General features: G+C 53.6%; 11 protein-coding genes. 3 read left to right on the top strand and 8 right to left on the bottom strand.

Annotated elements, in window-relative coordinates; all coding sequences use genetic code 11:
- Positions 1-3: 3 nt before the first annotated feature.
- Positions 4-1806, bottom strand: coding sequence for a right-handed parallel beta-helix repeat-containing protein (locus tag GT409_RS10905; protein ID WP_160629119.1), 1803 nt, complete (start codon positions 1804-1806; stop codon positions 4-6).
- Between the two features lie 206 nt (positions 1807-2012).
- Complete coding sequence (locus GT409_RS10900) at positions 2013-3767, bottom strand: hypothetical protein (RefSeq protein WP_160629118.1); 1755 nt, start codon at positions 3765-3767, stop codon at positions 2013-2015.
- 241 nt (positions 3768-4008) lie between these two features.
- On the opposite strand from GT409_RS10900, the gene GT409_RS10895 reads away from it, so the two are divergent.
- Positions 4009-5733 (top strand): right-handed parallel beta-helix repeat-containing protein, encoded by a 1725-nt coding sequence (locus GT409_RS10895; protein ID WP_160629117.1) that lies wholly within the window; start codon positions 4009-4011, stop codon positions 5731-5733.
- 251 nt (positions 5734-5984) lie between these two features.
- Here GT409_RS10895 and GT409_RS10890 read toward each other — a convergent pair whose 3' ends face one another.
- Positions 5985-7031: a LacI family DNA-binding transcriptional regulator gene (locus GT409_RS10890; protein ID WP_160629116.1), complete on the bottom strand. Its 1047-nt coding sequence runs from the start codon at positions 7029-7031 to the stop codon at positions 5985-5987.
- A gap of 434 nt (positions 7032-7465) precedes the next feature.
- Between GT409_RS10890 and GT409_RS10885 the strand changes: the two genes are divergently transcribed.
- Positions 7466-7705 (top strand): hypothetical protein, encoded by a 240-nt coding sequence (locus GT409_RS10885; RefSeq protein WP_160629115.1) that lies wholly within the window; start codon positions 7466-7468, stop codon positions 7703-7705.
- A 282-nt stretch (positions 7706-7987) separates the two neighbouring features.
- On the opposite strand, the gene GT409_RS10880 is transcribed toward GT409_RS10885, so the two are convergent.
- The 5 genes from GT409_RS10880 to GT409_RS10860 all read right to left on the bottom strand — a co-directional run bounded on the left by GT409_RS10880 (position 7988) and on the right by GT409_RS10860 (position 16496).
- A complete protein-coding gene (locus GT409_RS10880) occupies positions 7988-9208 on the bottom strand; it encodes an ISL3 family transposase (RefSeq protein ID WP_160629114.1) in 1221 nt (406 codons plus the stop codon).
- A 198-nt stretch (positions 9209-9406) separates the two neighbouring features.
- Positions 9407-9922: a hypothetical protein gene (locus GT409_RS10875; protein WP_160629113.1), complete on the bottom strand. Its 516-nt coding sequence runs from the start codon at positions 9920-9922 to the stop codon at positions 9407-9409.
- A gap of 2 nt (positions 9923-9924) precedes the next feature.
- Positions 9925-11925, bottom strand: coding sequence for a sodium:solute symporter family transporter (locus GT409_RS10870; protein WP_160629112.1), 2001 nt, complete (start codon positions 11923-11925; stop codon positions 9925-9927).
- A 20-nt stretch (positions 11926-11945) separates the two neighbouring features.
- Complete coding sequence (locus GT409_RS10865) at positions 11946-13739, bottom strand: GxGYxYP domain-containing protein (protein ID WP_160629111.1); 1794 nt, start codon at positions 13737-13739, stop codon at positions 11946-11948.
- A 9-nt stretch (positions 13740-13748) separates the two neighbouring features.
- The gene (locus GT409_RS10860) at positions 13749-16496 is read right to left on the bottom strand and encodes a glycoside hydrolase family 38 C-terminal domain-containing protein (RefSeq protein WP_160629110.1); all 2748 of its coding nucleotides are present in this window, start codon (positions 16494-16496) and stop codon (positions 13749-13751) included.
- Between the two features lie 270 nt (positions 16497-16766).
- On the opposite strand from GT409_RS10860, the gene GT409_RS10855 reads away from it, so the two are divergent.
- Positions 16767-17822, top strand: coding sequence for an integrase core domain-containing protein (locus GT409_RS10855; RefSeq protein ID WP_160629109.1), 1056 nt, complete (start codon positions 16767-16769; stop codon positions 17820-17822).
- Positions 17823-17974: the final 152 nt, after the last annotated feature.

The raw sequence follows: 17974 nt of genomic DNA, 5'->3' as shown, positions 1-17974 counted from the left end.
CTCCTATTCAAACACAATACGGCTCTGCGGGGTATTGTCCCGATTCTCACGAACCCTCGTATTGGTTCCAGACACAAGCATTCCAGACACACTGCCGCTTTGAAATGTGTTACCGACCAGAGTCAGGCCATCAATGCAATTGAACCGTGCTGCCGGACCGGCAACAGCGCGAACCGTATTGCTCGTAAAAAAGATATTCTGATGCTCAAAACCGCCGGCGGATCGATGCCCCAGCATGCCCCAGTCCATTTCCATCGGAATACGGGTCTTCATAAAGGCACAGTCCAGAATCCGATTATTGCGTATCACCAGATTATTAGCCCAGAATCCCTCGGGCCAATCCGGCTCATTCTGAACCATCAGCCCGTTATCGGAGAGCCGTTCAAAACGATTGTTCTCAATCAGTCCATAAGATGCTTTTATAAACCCGCCGAAACGACGGCCGTCATGCATATAGTTATTGCGATAAACAAAATAATTACCGGTTGCATTCGGATTGTAGGCGTGATCATAGATTTTCCAGCCGCGCTGATCGTATTCTGTTTCTTTTGCAGCCAGGTTCAGTTCGGGCACTTCATCCCTCAGTGTCACCACATCCTTTTCCAGAGAGACCACTTCTGTTTCGACAAGGATTTCTCCGGTCTGCGGGCGGAAAAACACCAGCGGATCGCCTTTGCGAATCCTCTCAGGGCGGGTGATCCGAAGCGTTTTAGGACCGTGAACCTGCAGCACATAAAACGGCAGGCTGTAGACATTCAGGCAGTCGTCGGAAAGGCCCTCAAACTCACATCTTTCGATCCACGGCCCGATCCGCGCGGCCTGGCAGTGCACTCCGTCAGCGCCGCTCACCAGCATCCGGCAGTCTTTCAGCGTCCCGCGGCAGTTCAGCACATTCAGCCGGGATGTATCCGCACCGACAAACAGCGAGCCCGGTATGGCATAAAAAGTGATGTTCTCGAACGTTATGTTTTCGCTGTTGTAATATTCGCAGCCACCGGACGCTCGGGAAATCTGTGCATACCGATCTCCGGCAGCCAGGAATTCATCAAACGGATTGGTCAGCACGATTCGGAACAGGTCTTCACCGACCTTTTCGCAGGATGACCGAAACAACACATTCGGTGCACCATCCTTGAGTTTTCCGGGAACCGCCGGGTCCTTCAGCATACCCCATGACCCGTATGACACAAACTGGGAATCGTCCAGATCCGGAAAGCCGTCGTCGGTTTTAACTTCAATCCATCCTTCCGCCGGATTGACGGACATAACGGTCCCTTGGGAAAACGGAAGCGGGTCATAATCGATGCTGAGATTGCGCACAATCATGTTCCTGCATCCATGCGATTGAGACAGCCCAACGCTGGGACGTTTAATCAGGATCTGTGCGCCCTGCCCGTCCACCACAACATTTTCCAAATCCTGGAAAAACAGGATCGGCCGCTCTTTCTGCGAATAGTCGCCTCCGCCGGGGTCGACGTCATACACACCGGGTTCAAAGCGCAGTTCCGCATTCCCTGTTCCCAAAGCTTGAACGGCCGCCTGTATGGCCGCGAAGTCATTAATGTCGTCGTTGGGGACCGCACCGAAATCACGAACATGCACAACCCGCAGACCGGGCAAATCCCGAAGGGGCTCCCCCCGCACCGACAGGATTTGCTGCACCAGTTCTGCTGCAGGATCAGCCGTCTCCGAAAAATCCTCCGAACCGGCAGAAAGGGCCATCAGGACCGAAAGAGCAGCTACAGATCTCCCCATTCCTTCCCGCATATTTTTCTCCGTATGGCGATCACTAACTCTAGTCTTCATAAATAACAGTCCCTGTTTCTCCGACTGGATAACTCCATTGTTTGATATATATCATTCTCGACTTAAACTGATCTCCGGTTTCCGTCAGTTTCTGCATAACCGTCCAGCAAACAAACCCGCGAGACTGTTTTTTAATTCATGCCCCTGAAAAAATCAGTCACGATTCTTTCCGGGGCATGAAAATATTAAAAGAAATGCGGGATGAATTATTCAGCTCCTGTCACTTTCAGTGAAGCAAACCCGGTCCGGTTTGTTGCGGGAATACTGTTCGTCACAGATTCATAATCCGCATCCACCGCCCCGGAACCGGTTTCGGCCGATGTGCCGATATTCGTCCACGAACCGGTCTCCAGATCCGTTCTCACCAGAACCGAATAGGTCAAGCCGCGAGAAACCGCATCCAGACGACGCTTATAGATATAGATCACCTCATCATTTTCAATTTGAGCAAAGGGTCGAACACCTGATGCATCAGAAAATGCAGGGTTACCGCCAATCGCATATTCCAGAAAATTGTCCATGCCGTCCCCATCCGGGTCGTCACTTTTTCCGGATTCTGAAAAATCCAGTCCATACGTTGCCGCCCATGCCGCATACGGATCCAAAATCTCAAAGGTCTCCACCCGCAACTGGTCAATATATGGTCCTCCCGCAGCAACCGTCGGCTGGGAAAAGAACGTGCTGGATAAACACTGAAGAACCGGTGCATTTGTCGTTCCGGCCGGATACTCATGAACAATCTCAATGTTGGTGGCAGCCACAACTCCGTTAACAGCAAAGTCCGCCAGCCGGCTGTGCGGATAATAGGTCAATTCAACGAAGATCACTTCTCCGGCAACATGTGTATCGAAATAGGTACTCCATCCGCCAGCCGTACTGTTCCCGCCAATAATCTGAACACTGGTCGGGTTCACCTTGACCCACGGGCCGGAATTGCCATCCGGATGCAACAGCCCGTTAATATGAATTCCAGCAAAACCAATCCCCACCCAATTCGCTGTCGGGGTCTTCAATCTGGCGGTCAGCTTTACGGCTTCAACAAGAGGGTCATCACTGAGCGGAGCCCCTCCCAGATTAATACAAAATCCATCCGATGTTGTCCCATTCATCGAAGCCACATGTCCGGCTCCATCCAAAGCCATATTGAGGGATTTCATCGCATATCCATCCGGGGAGGTCTCAGGAATACTGTTTGCCAGCGCAGTTCCGGCCAAACCGGAAAAATCATCGTCATAAATGACATCACCGGTCACCTGCGGAACATAATCAAGGGTCTCAACGGTCAGGTCGTCAACAAATGCTCCTCCGTTTTCGACCGTGTCCTGTTGACGGAACTGTATTTGAAGCCAGCCGATTACCGGATCCGATGGTTCAGTCTCGCCCTCATTAATATGCTCAACGGGCATCCCGTTGGTCAATATTGTGCCGTTAACCGACAAATCAACCGTATTATCAAAGTGATAAGTAAATTCCAGAGTGTTTGTCGTTCCGGCTTCATAAGTGTCGGCAAATATTTGACCTGTCCCTGAAGTGGAATGTCCGCCCCGAATCTTCACATAACTTCTGCCAACCTGAAGCCATGGGCCGGAATTAACCTCTGAAGTCAGCAGCCCGTTTCGGTTAGCCCCATGAAATCCGATTCCAATCCATTCTGCAGTTGAGGGAACGCGCAGCCGAACCGTGAACTTCATTCCATCCCACGCTTTCAGAGCATAAGGGTTCGGATCGACCCGAAACCGATAGTTTTCATTATATCCGGGAGCAGAACAGTACAACCGCCCTCCGCCATCAGTAATGATACTGACGCTCGAAGCCGATATGAAAGAACCGATTGTCGTATCTGGCTGGGTTTCACTTGCCGCAGTTCCTGAGGCTTCATCGAAGTCATTTGAATAAATAACCCCCGCATCAGCCAATCCGGCGGCAACCAACACCGTCACGATCACGAACCACTGTTTCACCTTTGCACCCTTTCTTTCAACGTACCGTTTCCAAACAAAGCACAACCTATCAGAACCACACCATCCCACTAAAATTATTTTTTCTCAACTTTTTTATCAACAAAAACAATAAAGGCCTTAAACATGCAGTTTTACTGCATTTTAGCAATACATCTTGTTGCAATTTTATGCACATATGATTAAAACTATCTTAATAAAACAACACGAGAGCTGTTTCTAAAAATCCAACAACCGGCCAAATATGACTGAGATTTACTTGCAAAAAACCGACGATATGACCCCGATCGTTTTCCAGGCACTAAAAAACGCAGACGACGGGACGGTGCTGAAATTCCCTCTGGACGAATACCATTTCCGTCCGGATCAGGCATTTGAGAAGTATTATTACATCTCCAACAACCGCCACAGCCTCAAACGGGTCGCCTTTCCAATTATCGGAAAGAAAAACATAACCATTGACGGCGGCGGATCCCGCTTCATCTTCCACGGCGAAATCGTCCCGTTCATTATTGAACAGAGCGAAAACGCAACACTGGAAAACTTTTCAATCGATTGGCAACGTCCTTTCTACTCACAGGGCGTCATCACCGCAGCAGACAACAACGGTGTCGAAGTGGAAATCGACCGCAAACAGTATCCCTACCACTTTGAAAGCGGCGGGACTCTGCTGTTTGACGGCGAAGGATGGTCGCACGGCTTTCATGAAGGCATTTTCGAAATGGACCCGCGCACCGGCGGACCGGCCTATCTGAGCGGTGACAATCTTGGCAACCACAACCCGCGCACCCTCTGCCCGCAGGAGATCGGGCCCAACCGGATCCGGTTCAACAACCGCTTTCCGCACCGCCCAACCATAGGAAATATTTTGTTATTGCGCCATTACCCGCGTCTCTGCCCAGGCATTCACATAAAACAAAGCCGCAATGTTATTATAAACAACGTGACACTGCATCACTGCGGCGGAATGGGCCTGATTGCCCAATTCTCGGAAAACATTACAGTCGACAGATGCAGCGTCTGCCCGCCCCCCGGCACAGACCGCCTGTTTTCAGTCACCGTTGACGCATGCCATTTTGTAAACTGCAAAGGCCTTATACGCATCAAAGATTCATACTTCTCCAGTCAGATGGATGATCCGGCCAACGTGCACGGCATCAACACACGTATCAAAGAAACACTGGATGATTTCACGGTAATCACCGAACGGGTTCACCCCGAACAGCACGGAGTGGAAGTTGCATTTCCCGGCGACATTATGGGAATTGCCCACCACGACGACCAGCTCACATACGACCGACTGACGGTTAAGGCGACAAAAGAGCTCAACCCGCAACTCTTCAAAATCGTTTTTAAAAAACCATTACCGAAAAGCCGGCGCCCCGGCGACATTCTTGACAACCTTAGCTGGACCGCCGATGTCCATATCAGCGGATGCACCAGCGCCAACAACCGCGCCCGTGGATATCTGCTCTCCAGCCCCGGGAAAATCATCCTCGAAAACAATGACATTTCGGCCGCCGGCGCAGGCGTAAAAATCAGCGGTGATGCCAACTACTGGTTTGAGTCCGGAGCCGTACAGGATGTGATTATCCGCAACAACCAGTTTGGCGACTGCTGTTACGGCCCGGCGCCATGGGGCCGCACCGCGATCGACATCGACCCCGAAATCGCCACCCCCTGGAAAAACACCGAGTGCTACCACCGCAACATCCGAATTGAAAACAACACCTTTCGAACATTTGATCCCGGCATCCTCTACGCCCGATCCGTCGACGGACTGGTCTTTGCCGGCAATACCATTCAATCGAGCAACTCGTATCAGCCAACCGGAAGAATGAACGCCCATATCACACTCGACGCCTGCCGTAACGCAGATATCCAGGCGCCCGGACTCTCTGTTGAGATCAACAAGGAAGCACATTCCCGATATCATCAGAGACAACAGCCATCGCTGAACTGCGAATAAACATCCTATAGACCGAATGACTGAGCCACGGATCTCCCGTTTTTTAAGAACGTAATGATCCGAACTGTTTGCGCGCCCACATCAACAAACACGAAGCTCTCGTTCACGATCTTCAGGAAACGACCAGCATCACGGAAAGCATGAACAACTGCATCATTTTTTAAACCGCCTTTGGATCACGGGGCCAGCAAGACAACCCATTGCAGCGCCAAAAGGCAGACAATGTACAGCAACGCGTATCCATAAATAGCCTACAACCCGGACACCGGCCCCGTTGACTGCCCATCAATGACGCGCCCCCAAAATCCCAATTGTGCCGGAGCACGAGCCGGCTCATTAATTCGCTGCAGCAGCATATCAACCCCGGCTGCGGCAATATCTTCCAGCGGCCAGTCAATGGTCATCAACTCAGGCATACCGGCAGGAGCCGGAAGATGGTCAAAACCACAGACCGAGACATCCTGAGGAACACGAATTCCTTCCTTATGAAAACGCCTCACCAGATCAAAAGCGCACCCATCATGGGCACAAATCCAGGCAGAAACTCCATCCCGTACCGCATCCACAGCCCGCTCCACAGCCTGTTCCCCACTCGGCTCCCAAACATTAATCGTTGCAGACTGCTCATAAATCAGCCCCATCATCGCCAAAGCCTCGACATACCCGGCAAAACGGGAAAGCGCATAACTCGCTTTTGGCTCTCTGCAATAATAACCGATCCTGCGATGTCCCTGCTCTTTCAGGCGCATGACGAGCTCGCGAACCGCCGTACGATCATCCTGTCCGACAATATCCATCTGAATACCGGGATCAGACTGATTCAGTCGCACACAGGGTCGTCGCGATTGAATCAGCCGAACGGTTTCAACCTCTAACCGACCGGAAAGCAATACCCCGGAAACCGATTTCTTACGAAAAGCCACCGGAACATCTTCCGGAGAAACAATTGCTGCCGCACAACTCTCCGTAATGTATTCCACGTGAAGCAAAAGACAGCGTTCCCTGGCAGCATCCGTTGCCCCGCGCAAGATTCGCATCGGTACCTCCGAGGTCTCCGACGTGCGCTCATCCGGCGTACAAAGCAGCAACCCCAAAACCGTTTCTTTCTGGCGACCTGCCCCCTTCCGGGCCGCCGTATTCGCCGTCGCCGGCAAACGATACCCCATTTCGCGGGCCGTTTCGATAATCCGCGCCGCCGTACTCGACTTCGGTCCGGCCGCATTACGCAGAACACGGCTGACCGTCGCTCGGGAAATTCCCAGCCGATCGGCAATCTCCTGCTGAGTAGGACTCCTCATAAATTTCACCCCGCCAAAATGTGCATAAAATTGTTGAAACATATAAACTTATCACCAAATCGGAATATTGCGTAGCATTATCATCAGCATTATTATGACCTGCCGCTATCCATGCAGAACACTTACCAGGGCAGGCTGAGGCCAAAGAAAAGAGGAAAACCGCAAAAACCCGGCCATCCGTGGTCGGCGCTTTCTGTCCGGCGGCGGCCACAGCTATTACAGTCTATGTAATTGTTTCTCTACTGACCTGTAAAAAAGATTTCAACATGGATCGCCTACTGCACCGCGGGAAATACTCCGTCGAAGACGGACAAGGTTGAAAAACAAGAAGAAACAGAAAAGCGGTTCCATTGGTACCGGATCCTTGGCATTACCGACAAGTTCTCGGTTTTGGACCGGTGTGTGGCCATTGGCGTTTTCAGCTGAGGGATGATGTGGGTCGGCGTTATGGTTGTTGGAACCATTCAAACCTGATTACGCCGTGGACTGAAGAGGTTTGGTCCCGCTTTTGGTGGTGGGCGGCCGTTGTCCTCCCGCTGGGCACGGGCGTGGTCACAACTATCTGGTTTACAGGCGGCGTACTGAAACATCTGCGCCGCTTTTTCTCCGCGCTGACAGCGGAGCGGGTGGACGATTCTGATGACGGTGCGGTGCGGCTGGTCGGTCCGGCTTGATGGAATTACGAACTTCTCTAAAACCATTCTCCGTCCAGTCAGGTGTTGATCGAGAAGGAAATATGAACTTAAAACTTTCCAGTCTCCGTTTTTACAAAACATCTCGCAAAAACGGCTCAATTTCCCTCCATTTTCTATCTTTACACGCTTATCCAGTTCGGACCACCTACTGGATAGAAATGCGAACTCCCGCATTTATCCACCCAACTGCCAACACATCATCTCATCTCTTTCATCGCGAGTTTCGTTTCGGCCCCCATCAAGTCTAGGCATAAAAAAGGTTCATGCCCCATTTCCGGGGAAGGCTTGCCTGATTTTTAAGAAGAAGAACTCATCATCATGGTAGCCATAGGCCATTCGCTTGAGCACTTTGATCTTGTTGTTGATACCTTCGAGCAGGCTGGTGTGCAACGGCCAGCGGGCATGGGAGATGATTCCCTTGATGTATCCGGCAAGACGATTCGCGAACTTTATGAGAGGCTCGATGGAGCTTTGAACCGCCCGTTCGTACCACTGATCCCAGAACGATTGCGCCTGCCGGGTATCGCGAAAGCTCCAAAGCTCTTTCAGATCGGCCTTCATCACGTATACGGTGGCCAGATTCCGATTGGCTTCCAGTAATTCATCCAGACGTACCTGATCACTTGGCTTGGTAATGTTGTCTCGATTGCGCAACAGTAACCAGCGCGATCCTTTTACGACCCTGCGCGCGCGCTTGTCATCGCGTAGGCGGTTGGCTTCATCCACCCGTACCCGGTCGATAACCTCGCGTCCATACTTCGCGACAACATGGAACAGGTCATAGACGATATCTGCGTCCGGGCAGTGCTCCCAAACTTCCTGCTCATACGAGCTGTTCATGTCCATGGCGACGGCCTTGATCTGTTTGCAGCCGTCTTCGCCAAGCAACTTGAAGAATGGATGGATTGCTGCACGAGTACGGCCCCGACCGATCCAGAGCACCCTCTTGCAGGTCGGATCGACGATGACCGTGGCATAGCGATGTCCTTTCTGGATCGCAAACTCATCCATGGCCAACAGCTCGACTCCCGCGAGATTGATCGGCCCCAGTTCACGCTGCAGATAGCGCTTTTCAATATTTTTAACCGTCTTGCGGTTAATCCCATACTCAGCGGCAACATGCTTGTGTGTTGCGACTTTGCATAACCGAGCCACGGACTCTTCAAAGCGCCGGGTAAAGCGCGAATAAGGGTCCAGCCAAGTGAGCGCTTCCAGCTTGGGGCCACATGCGGGGCAAAGCATTCGCCGTCGTGTAATCATCAGCCATGTTGTCTTCCCGAAGACCGGAAGTTCACGTATCCACCGGATGGTTGAGTCATGGACCGTGTGAGATAGCGACCCGCAACCACTGCAACGGCCAGAGCCATTTTCTGCTGTCAACTCGATCCACACTTCGGACGGATCCCCTGGGGCCGGCCCCACTGTGCCGACACGGAACCCTTCCCATTCACCGAGAATTTTGAGTATCTTTTGAGCGGTCATAACGGAATCTCCTTTTGGTAGTTGTTTCTCGCAAAAGCAAGATACCAAAAATTCCGTTATGACTCCTCGTCCCCCGAAAATGGGTCATGAACCCAAAAAAAGCCCACCTGTAGAGCCAGAACGAACCTTAAACGCCAAGGCACAGCGGGGCTGTTAAACCGGTTCAACTAGTCTTTCGTTGCTCTACAAGAATCCTTTTTAGCAACATGTTTCCTCAAATAGAGAAGACTCCTGTGTATGAAAAAACCAAAGCACTTTATCCTTGAGGCGGTTCCATCCGCATCCATTTTCACCGACCCGGATTTCCATATCTGGGGAGCCTCGATGGTCCGCGATGACGATGGAACCTGCCATCTGTTTTATTCCCGTTGGCCGAAAACGAGCGGCTTCAAGTCTGAATTTTGAATCGCCCTGCAGACTGGCAGTGGTTTTTTCAATAATCCAGATCCAGAAGTGCTCGCTGTGCACCGTCGTTCCATCGAGATCCATCAGAACCGCTTTCAGCGGTTTTTCGATCTTCACATCCTGCACGGGATAATAGGCCGGATAGCCCATCGCCGAGTTCACCAGCGCCAGCTGTCTGCCGTCTTCAAACGTGACGAACTCCACTTTGCGGTCATCCGGTGTTTTTACGGAAACGACCTCACCCCGGCCGCAATGGAAGCCGCCGTCCGTCGTCTGTTCCAGAGAAATTAATGCATCGACGTTAATCATGGTTAAGACTCGTAGTTATTGGTTTTCGGGAGGTGGCGGTACCAGAAGCGGTAAACACCGTAGAGGCCGATCGCAAACGCCACCCCCCACTTGAAAAAGGAACCCCAGCTGTGGGTAATCAGCAGCATCGGCATCATGAACATGCTGACCTGCCAGAGCAGCGCAAACGGCAGCGCAATCAGATCGTTGCGATGCTCCTGTGTAACCAGCCCCCGCTCGTCAGCCGGCAGCAGGTCTTTCATCTTTTTCCACAATCCAAACGGCCGGGTCTTCCGGTAAAAATCTTCAAGCACGGCCGGGTCGGTCTGTTTCATGATAAACGAACCGATAACGCAGCCCAGCGTCCCGATCATGAACACAAAGACGAACAGGATGAGCTCATTGTATTGCGGAGCAATCCGGAAGAACCACAGTTTTTCCATCCCAGGATCGACGATCCGCTGGAAAACGGCCGAGAGCATTCCGCAAAGCGTGCCGACCGCATAGCCGCCCCCGTTGAACCGCCACCAGTAGAAGCGAAGAATTCCCGGCGCCAGCAGTCCGGCGCCGAATCCCATGATAATCCAGCTCCAGATATCGTTAATGCTCTTGACCGAAGCGGCGAAGCCGAATCCGCCGAGGACCAGTAACACAACGGAGACCCAACCGGCATAGACCAGTTCTTTGTTGGACGCTTTCGGGCGAATGTACTTCTGATAGAGGTCGCGAACCATCAGTCCGGATGCCAGGTTGATGTTGCTGTCAAAAGTGGACATTGATGCGGCAATCAATGCAATCAGCACCAGCCCTCGCAATCCGGGAATTGTGCAGAGAATCAGCACGGACGGAAGGATGCGCTCCGGATTAACTGTTCCGCTGAACCCGAGCAGTTTGACCTTATCCGCAAAGTCCTCGGGCCCAAGCAGCGCTTTCAGGCCGGCGATCAGCTCCGCCGGGAACGTGTCGGGCGTGTTGGCAATGTTTGAAACCAGCCCGCCCCAGCCGCTTTGCGTCACATCCGGATAATGCTGCCGGATCAGTTCGACGGCATCTTTCACGGCAGCCAACTCTGGGAAAAGCGACGCAACAAGATAAATTCCCAGCACGGCAATCCCCATCATCAGAGGCCAGCGCACGGTCATCAGAGACGTCCAGAGGAAGGAAAGGGTTCCGCACTCCCGGTCATTGCGCGCTCCGAAATATTTCGGGTCGGCGCCGGAACCGGCTCCCTGAAAAATGTTGCGCAGCAGATAGAAAAAGGCAAACAGCGCAAGATGCTGATAGGCCGTGTATCCTTCCGGCATATTTGTGTTCCACTGAGCAGATGCGGACATCCACTCATGATTCCCGGTTACCTCCAGAGCCAAGTTCTGCAGTTCGCCGGCGCTGCCGACTTTCATGAACGCAATCGTGCAGATGTAGAGTGTGGCGACAATGATGATGCCGGACTGGAAAATATCCGTAAACACGACGCCGTAAAAACCGGAAACCATTGTATAGACCGTTGCCACCCCGACCAGAATCAGCGCACAGGTCATAGGAGGGAACGGCAGGAACATCGAGAGAAACTGCCCGACGCCGAAAATCAGGTAGGACACCATCCCCACTGTTCCAAGAATCTGCGCAATCACTGCGGAGAGCTGGGCAAACCGCCCGCCCCAGGTATCGCCGAAACGAAAAATATTCCATTCCGCACCAGTCAGGCATTTTGACCGGCGATGCCACTTCCCGGTCCACAGCATCATGAACGCCATAATCAGGCAGGCCCCGCCGCGAAACTCAATGAACAACCCGCGCGGCCCGAGCAGAAACAGAAAGGAAACAATCACCGCCGTTCCGGTCAGATCCATAAAATTGGCCATCCCGGAAATTCCGATTGCCCACCACGGCAGCTTATTGCCCCCGACAATATAGTCCTCGATCGACTCCGAGGCGCGGCTTTTCAGATAGAGACCCATCGCCACCAGGACGATGAAGTAGAGGCACATGAAGACATAGTCGAAGGTATTAAAGTAACCGGTCATAATTTCTCAGTTCGGGATTGTTAGTTGTCAGTGTGTAATTTCAAAACGCTCTTCGTCTGTTCCGGACGATAGGCCATGCGGATGCGCCAGATCAGTTCATCCGGGGTCACAACCCGCACCGAAGGGTTCAGCCGTTTCACGCACCAATAGGCCGGAGCCACGCCGGCCTGAGTTCCGTCGCGACCGAACGCCCCGCTCTCTTCGTCTTCATCGGCAGCCCAGTTTTCATAGAATCCAGACCATGCATGAATAATGGTCCACGCGTAGAACGGCTCAGTTGCCGCCGCGGATTCTTCATTGATCAGGCGGGCGACTTTCACCGGCGTGCCGGAGTGTTCGTGATTCTGATTAGCCCACAGTGCGTACTTGGCGGAGACCACCGGAATGTCAATCCCGTTTGCATTCTTCATCCAGAAGATCTGCCCGTTGCCTTCCTCATACGGCGAATAATCAATCACCATCATGCCGGTCAGCGACGGAATATTTTCGGCAAACATCGCATACGCCTCCAGAGCGGCCGGCGAGTCATAATTCATGGAGATAAAAGAGAACAGCCCGGTTCCAGCAGCTTTCAAATAATGTTCAATCCGGGCGGAATGCTGCTTCAGAAGCGCCAACCGCTGCTCTTTCGGCAAATCGTCGCCCAGCGCATCGGGGAAGAAATAGCCCGGCATCAGCACCACAGAGGTGTTCTGCGGCTGCGTCTCCTGAAGGTAGCGATACGGCTCCACGCCGACCTGCATCAGATCCGCAAACGGCATCCCCCAGCCCAGCGGATAGGCGCCGTTCAGGCGCGAACCCCAGTAGAATGGATGATGAGCAAACCCGCCCAGCATCCACTGCACGTTGTCGCCATCGCTCATATAAAAAGCAACAGCCGGCGAATGGTCGGAAAAATCAATCGTCTTCGGGTCGAACCGATGGAACGGCTGTTGCGGCTCATCCGTGCGCAGCAGCGAAAGCACCGGCAGGTTCAGTGCCCAGTTCGACGGCACAATGATATGCCCCTGCCGCGACAGCTGCGAAACAGACTCCCCCTCCTTGCGACCGTCGTTCCAGCCGAACACCAGCCCCGGTTTTTCCAACCATTGGAAAACCTGATCCGTCGGCTCCTCCAGCCCGTACATCGTCATCATCCGGTGCGCCACCGCTATCGCCCGGTTGTTCGGCACGGCCGGGTCCTGCAGCAGAACCGACTTGGAATTCAGCTCTGAACGATAGGTATCGAACACCCACTGCTCCGTTTTATCGCGCACATCCGCCAGGCACGTCAGCCCGAATGCCTTAGCCTGTGCTTCCTGCCCTTCGGAAACAATGATTCCCCCGAGCAGTCCGGCCAGCGTCGTCGCCACATTGCAGGACTCGTCACTGTTGTCCCGGCGCGTCGTAATATCGCCTTCCGAAAAATCCCACGAATAAAGGATATAGCCCTTAACGATTCCCAATCGCGCATACCGCTCAACCAGCTTCCAGGGTTTGGAAACCCCGCGATCTTCAATCCCGGGATACTCCAGCACACGGGTCCGCCACAGGTTGTAATCGGTGTTGTCCCAGAGATTCACATAAACCATCTCGTCGCCGCGCCCGTCATTCACCGCCTGCGCCGCCAGGCCGGCCAGCGACTGAACCATCATATGCTCCGGGCCCATATTCAGCGACGTCACGCTCTTGCCGCACGGCTCCATCACCGGTTTCATATCAGACGTTTCAACCGTCACCAGCCCCTTCGGCATCGCCTGCTCCGGCCACCAGCGTGATGACTCAGCAAACGCGCTCGCCGACAGACATAAAACTAAAAACAGCTTCTTCATCATTGGAACCCTTTATTTAGCCCGCAGCGTCAGAATTTCCCGGGGACGGAACGTCACAACCGTTCCGTTTCCAGAGATTGGAAATTCCTCGCCGGCCGGCGATTCGTCCAGATTGATTTTTTCCAGGGTTTGGAAAGTTCCGTGCAGCGTCAGCGCCGTTTCGACCGGCTCCGATGCGCTGTTCCAGAGCCGCAGAACCGTCGCCCCGTCTTCCGCGCGGTACAGCGCCGAAACCTGAATGCTGCGCTCTTCGGCGATTTCCAGCAGGGAGAGTTTCGGCGCAAGAGTTCCAGACTTTGGAACCCCCTGCAACACCCGCACCGGCGTGCGGAAGTCATCCGCCTCCAGATGGATTGCGGCGTCATTCCAGTTTCCGTCATGCAGCGTCACAGCGTATTCGTATTCGTAACGGCCCTGCAGCTGATGGCCGTTGCTGCGCTCCAGCTCTTCCGGCGTCATTTTACCGCGGTTGGCTTTCATCGAAACGCGCGTCGTGCGCAGCAGCGTAACGGCCAGCGTGCGGTCGGCATCATCGAACACCTCATATTCGCCAACGCCCTTGCTCATGAAGCTGAAGCCGGTCTGGCCATCGCTGACCGTAACAAAGCGCTGCATCGGCTGGAACGGATGATGCGGCTCCATGTTGTCTTTGGTGTCGTTCCAAAGCACACACCGCTCCACCACATCGAACGGGTTGTCGGCATAGGCGAAGTCGCTCTGAATGCCGGTCGGAAACAGCAGGCGCAGGCGATGATCCTTTGCCTTGTTATCAATAACCGTTTTGAACTCCAGCCGCCGCGCGCCCCGGGCCAGCGTGATGCGGGTTGAAATCGAAACCGGAACCGTGTTCTGCGAACGGTCGCTGCCCTGAGCACACTCCGGAACCGGAAGCGTCAGATCCATCTGCCAGGTCGCGCGCAGCGCATTGTTTTCGATCAGCGTCAGGTGCACGGATTCGCACAGGCTGCTAACCGTGGTGTCGCGCAACACTCCGCTGTGCTTGTGCGCATTGCCGGTGCTGGCCTCGTCGATCCAGACGTGAAGCCCCTGCGAGCTCCGCCCGGTCTGTTTGTCGGTGAGATCCAGCGTGCCGTTCGGCTTGATCTGCGCGAGGAGAAACTCGTTTTCGAGCGTACCGTTCTGCGCAGCGATGAAGGAACGTTCCCCGTTGGGCCGCGGATTCGGCTCGTATTCACGCAGGCGCGGACGCACCGCGAGGGTGCGCCAGCCCATCGGCGGCAGCTCGACCTCGATAAGGAGCCGGTTGCGCAGAATATCGTAGACGGCGGCGTTGGCGTCGAGCTTGCGTTCGACTTCCATATCAATGTCTTCGCGCTGCAGAATCGTGTAGGGAACCTTGTTCCCTTCTTCGTCAATGAGGTCGAAGTATTGGAAGGTGAGCATTTTGTCGGGCTCGAATCCTTCGACGATCGGACCGACACCGGTGCAGGTTTCGACCTTGAAGTTTCCAAAGTTCGGACGCGGGGTGTCGACAACCACCGACTCGATCCGGCTGCGCAATACCGGCATCGTATTAAAGAAGGTCAGCGTGAGATCACCGTCCTCGAAGGCGCCGGCGGTGTCGATCTTCGTCCAGAGCTCTTCAGACGCTTTGCGCGAGCATTCCAGGGCAATCGACGTGGTGGCGCGAAAGCGGAACGGATTATCTTCATGCGCCTGCGAGATGGCCGCCCCGCAAATACTGTCGTGCGCGTGGTTTTTGAGCAGGTAGAGCCATGCGCGGTTGATCAGTGCGCTTTCGTAGGAGCCGCCGCAGAGCGCACTCATGGCAGAAAGCGGTTCGGCGACACTGATGAGTTCGCGCTGGGCGAGATCGTTCTCGAGCTTCAGATCCATGCGCGAAGAGTGCGTTGCGCCGAGCAGGCCGTTAAAGCCGGCCTCGACCAGCGTGTAGCGCATTTCCCCGTGCTGTACCGGGATGGTTTCGGGATCGATGCCGTCGAGACAGGCGTCGACATATTCATCGATACCCGCCTGCTGAATCCGGTATTCACCCTGCGCGGCATTACAGGCGGCAATGAGTTCGGGCAGCTTTTCGTAAGGCACCGCGTTGTCTTCCATGTCGAGCGCAAGCAGCTGGTTGTTGACCATCTGCGGCTCTGCCTGTGCACCGAGCATGCGGATTGCTTCGCGGACCGCTTCGGGGTCCGCATTGAAATCCATGCTTTCGTTTTTGAGCTGGAAGGCGGTTTCGTAGAGGCCGGCATCGGCCATGTGCACCGGCCAGTCTGAATCCTTCCATTTCGTACTCAGGTCGCGCGGGTGCTTGCCGAGCACGAGCTTGTAGTGCGGAAAGAAGAACCAGTTGGTACGGGTGACTTCGTCAAAACAGCGCAAATGGAAGATCTGCGTGCCATCCGGACTTTCAAGCCGGCAGACCGGCGGAACCTGCTGTTTGTTGGTGCCGCGATAAGACAGTGCGGATTTCATGCCGAAACCGGCGTAGATCTGCGCGAGCTGGGAAATCTGGCCGTAAGAGGTGGCCGTGTATCCCGCATTGATCGCGCCGCCAAATCCGTCGGCCATGCCCTTGCCGATGAGCAGGTTGCGAATGAGCGCTTCCGGCGCGACGGACGACATTTCCGGCAGCGTGTACCACATGACCGTCTGAATTCGCCCGGCCTGCATCAGTGCGCGCAGGCGCTCTTCGTTCTGCGGGCGGGCATTTAGGTAATCTTCGATAACGACCGTTCCGTGGTCGGTCCGGCTTGATGGTAATGCGAACTTCTCTAAAACCACTCTCCATCAAGAACGGTGTCGATCTTGATGGCAATGCGAACTCAGTCCTGTTTTCGTCCCCAATAGGTAAACCATCAATTCGAAGCCGCCAGATGTGATTATTTCGTTCCAAAATCCCGCTTTCGGATCGCTGCCTCCACGCCGTTTCGCTAGATTCACCAACTCTTTGCTTTTCCAAGGGGTACGGAAACATGTCAGCTCACCTAACGTGTTGATTTTGAGAAGGATTTGATCAATGGGGTTCGAGGATATATGAATGGATTTTTGAGGATGTTTCAGGTATTTGAGCAGTTTTTTGAAGCCAGATATCGTCGCAGGTACAATGCCCGGCTTCAACTGATGGCTTACCAAATTGAAATGCTGCGATCCCGAATTGGTACGGATCGAATTTACACACGACCGGAAGAGCGGGCGGAGCTTATCCGAATCGGAGCAGAGCTTGACCATGATGTTGACGATGTACTGCTTGTGGTTAAACAGGGCACCTACCGAGGCTGGTTGAGGTCGCAGGAAGGTCCAAAACCAAAGAAACCCGGTCGCCTTGGAACTCCACAGACGACGATCAATCTGGTCATGCGGATTGCCGTTGAAAATCTTACGTGGGGATACGAGCGCATTCAGGGTGAATTGAAGAAACTGGGTATCAGCATTGGAGCCACGACCATCAGTGATATTCTCAAGCGAGAGGGACACCCCCCTATCCCCGGCAAAGGCAGCAGTCGCCCGCCGGGCCAATGGAAACAGTTTATCAACTCGCATATGGACACACTCGTCGCCAGCGATTTCTTCACTAAACCCGTTCTGACGTGGCGTGGATGGGTTGATGCCTATGTACTTGTGTTTATTCATCTGGGCAGCCGACGGGTTTTCATGAGTCCGGCAACATTTAATCCCACGGAAGATTGGGCTCTGCAACAGTCCCGCAATGCGGCGATGCGCTTTGAGGACATGGGCATTAAGATTCGTTATTTGATCCATGATCGCGACAGCAAATACAGTCAACGGTTTCGAGCGTTCTGGAATAGCGAACAGGTTAAATGCCTTCGGACTCCAGTGCGCTCGCCCAAAGCAAACGGGTACTGCGAGTGCTTTATTGGAAAAATAAAGCGTGAATGCCTGAATCATTTTGTATGCGTGAGCCTTGATCAGTTAGATTACATCAATCGTGAATGGTTGGCGTATTACAATGAGCACAGACCGCATCAGGGAACAGACATTGGGAACAAGGTTCTCAGGCCGGACTTTTCGCCGACAAGCGAAGGCGATATCAAGCGGGAACAACGCTTGGGCGGAGTCATTTCGTGGTACCACCGCGAAGCTGCCTGACGCTGTCGCGGCGGCTATCATCAGAGCACACCTTTCCGTTCCAGATGAACGGTTGATCCGCCGCGCCCTGACTGCATAAAATCGACTATTTTCTGCTTAAACACCGTCATTATCTATCACTTCCGAGCTTTCCCCGGACATCTTTTTCTCCA

It is taken from the genome of Tichowtungia aerotolerans, from assembly GCF_009905215.1.
In the GTDB taxonomy this organism is placed as follows: Bacteria; Verrucomicrobiota; Kiritimatiellia; order Kiritimatiellales; family Tichowtungiaceae; genus Tichowtungia; species Tichowtungia aerotolerans.
Note: the sequence above shows the minus strand (reverse complement) of the source record. Positions and strands in the feature narration are given on the sequence as shown.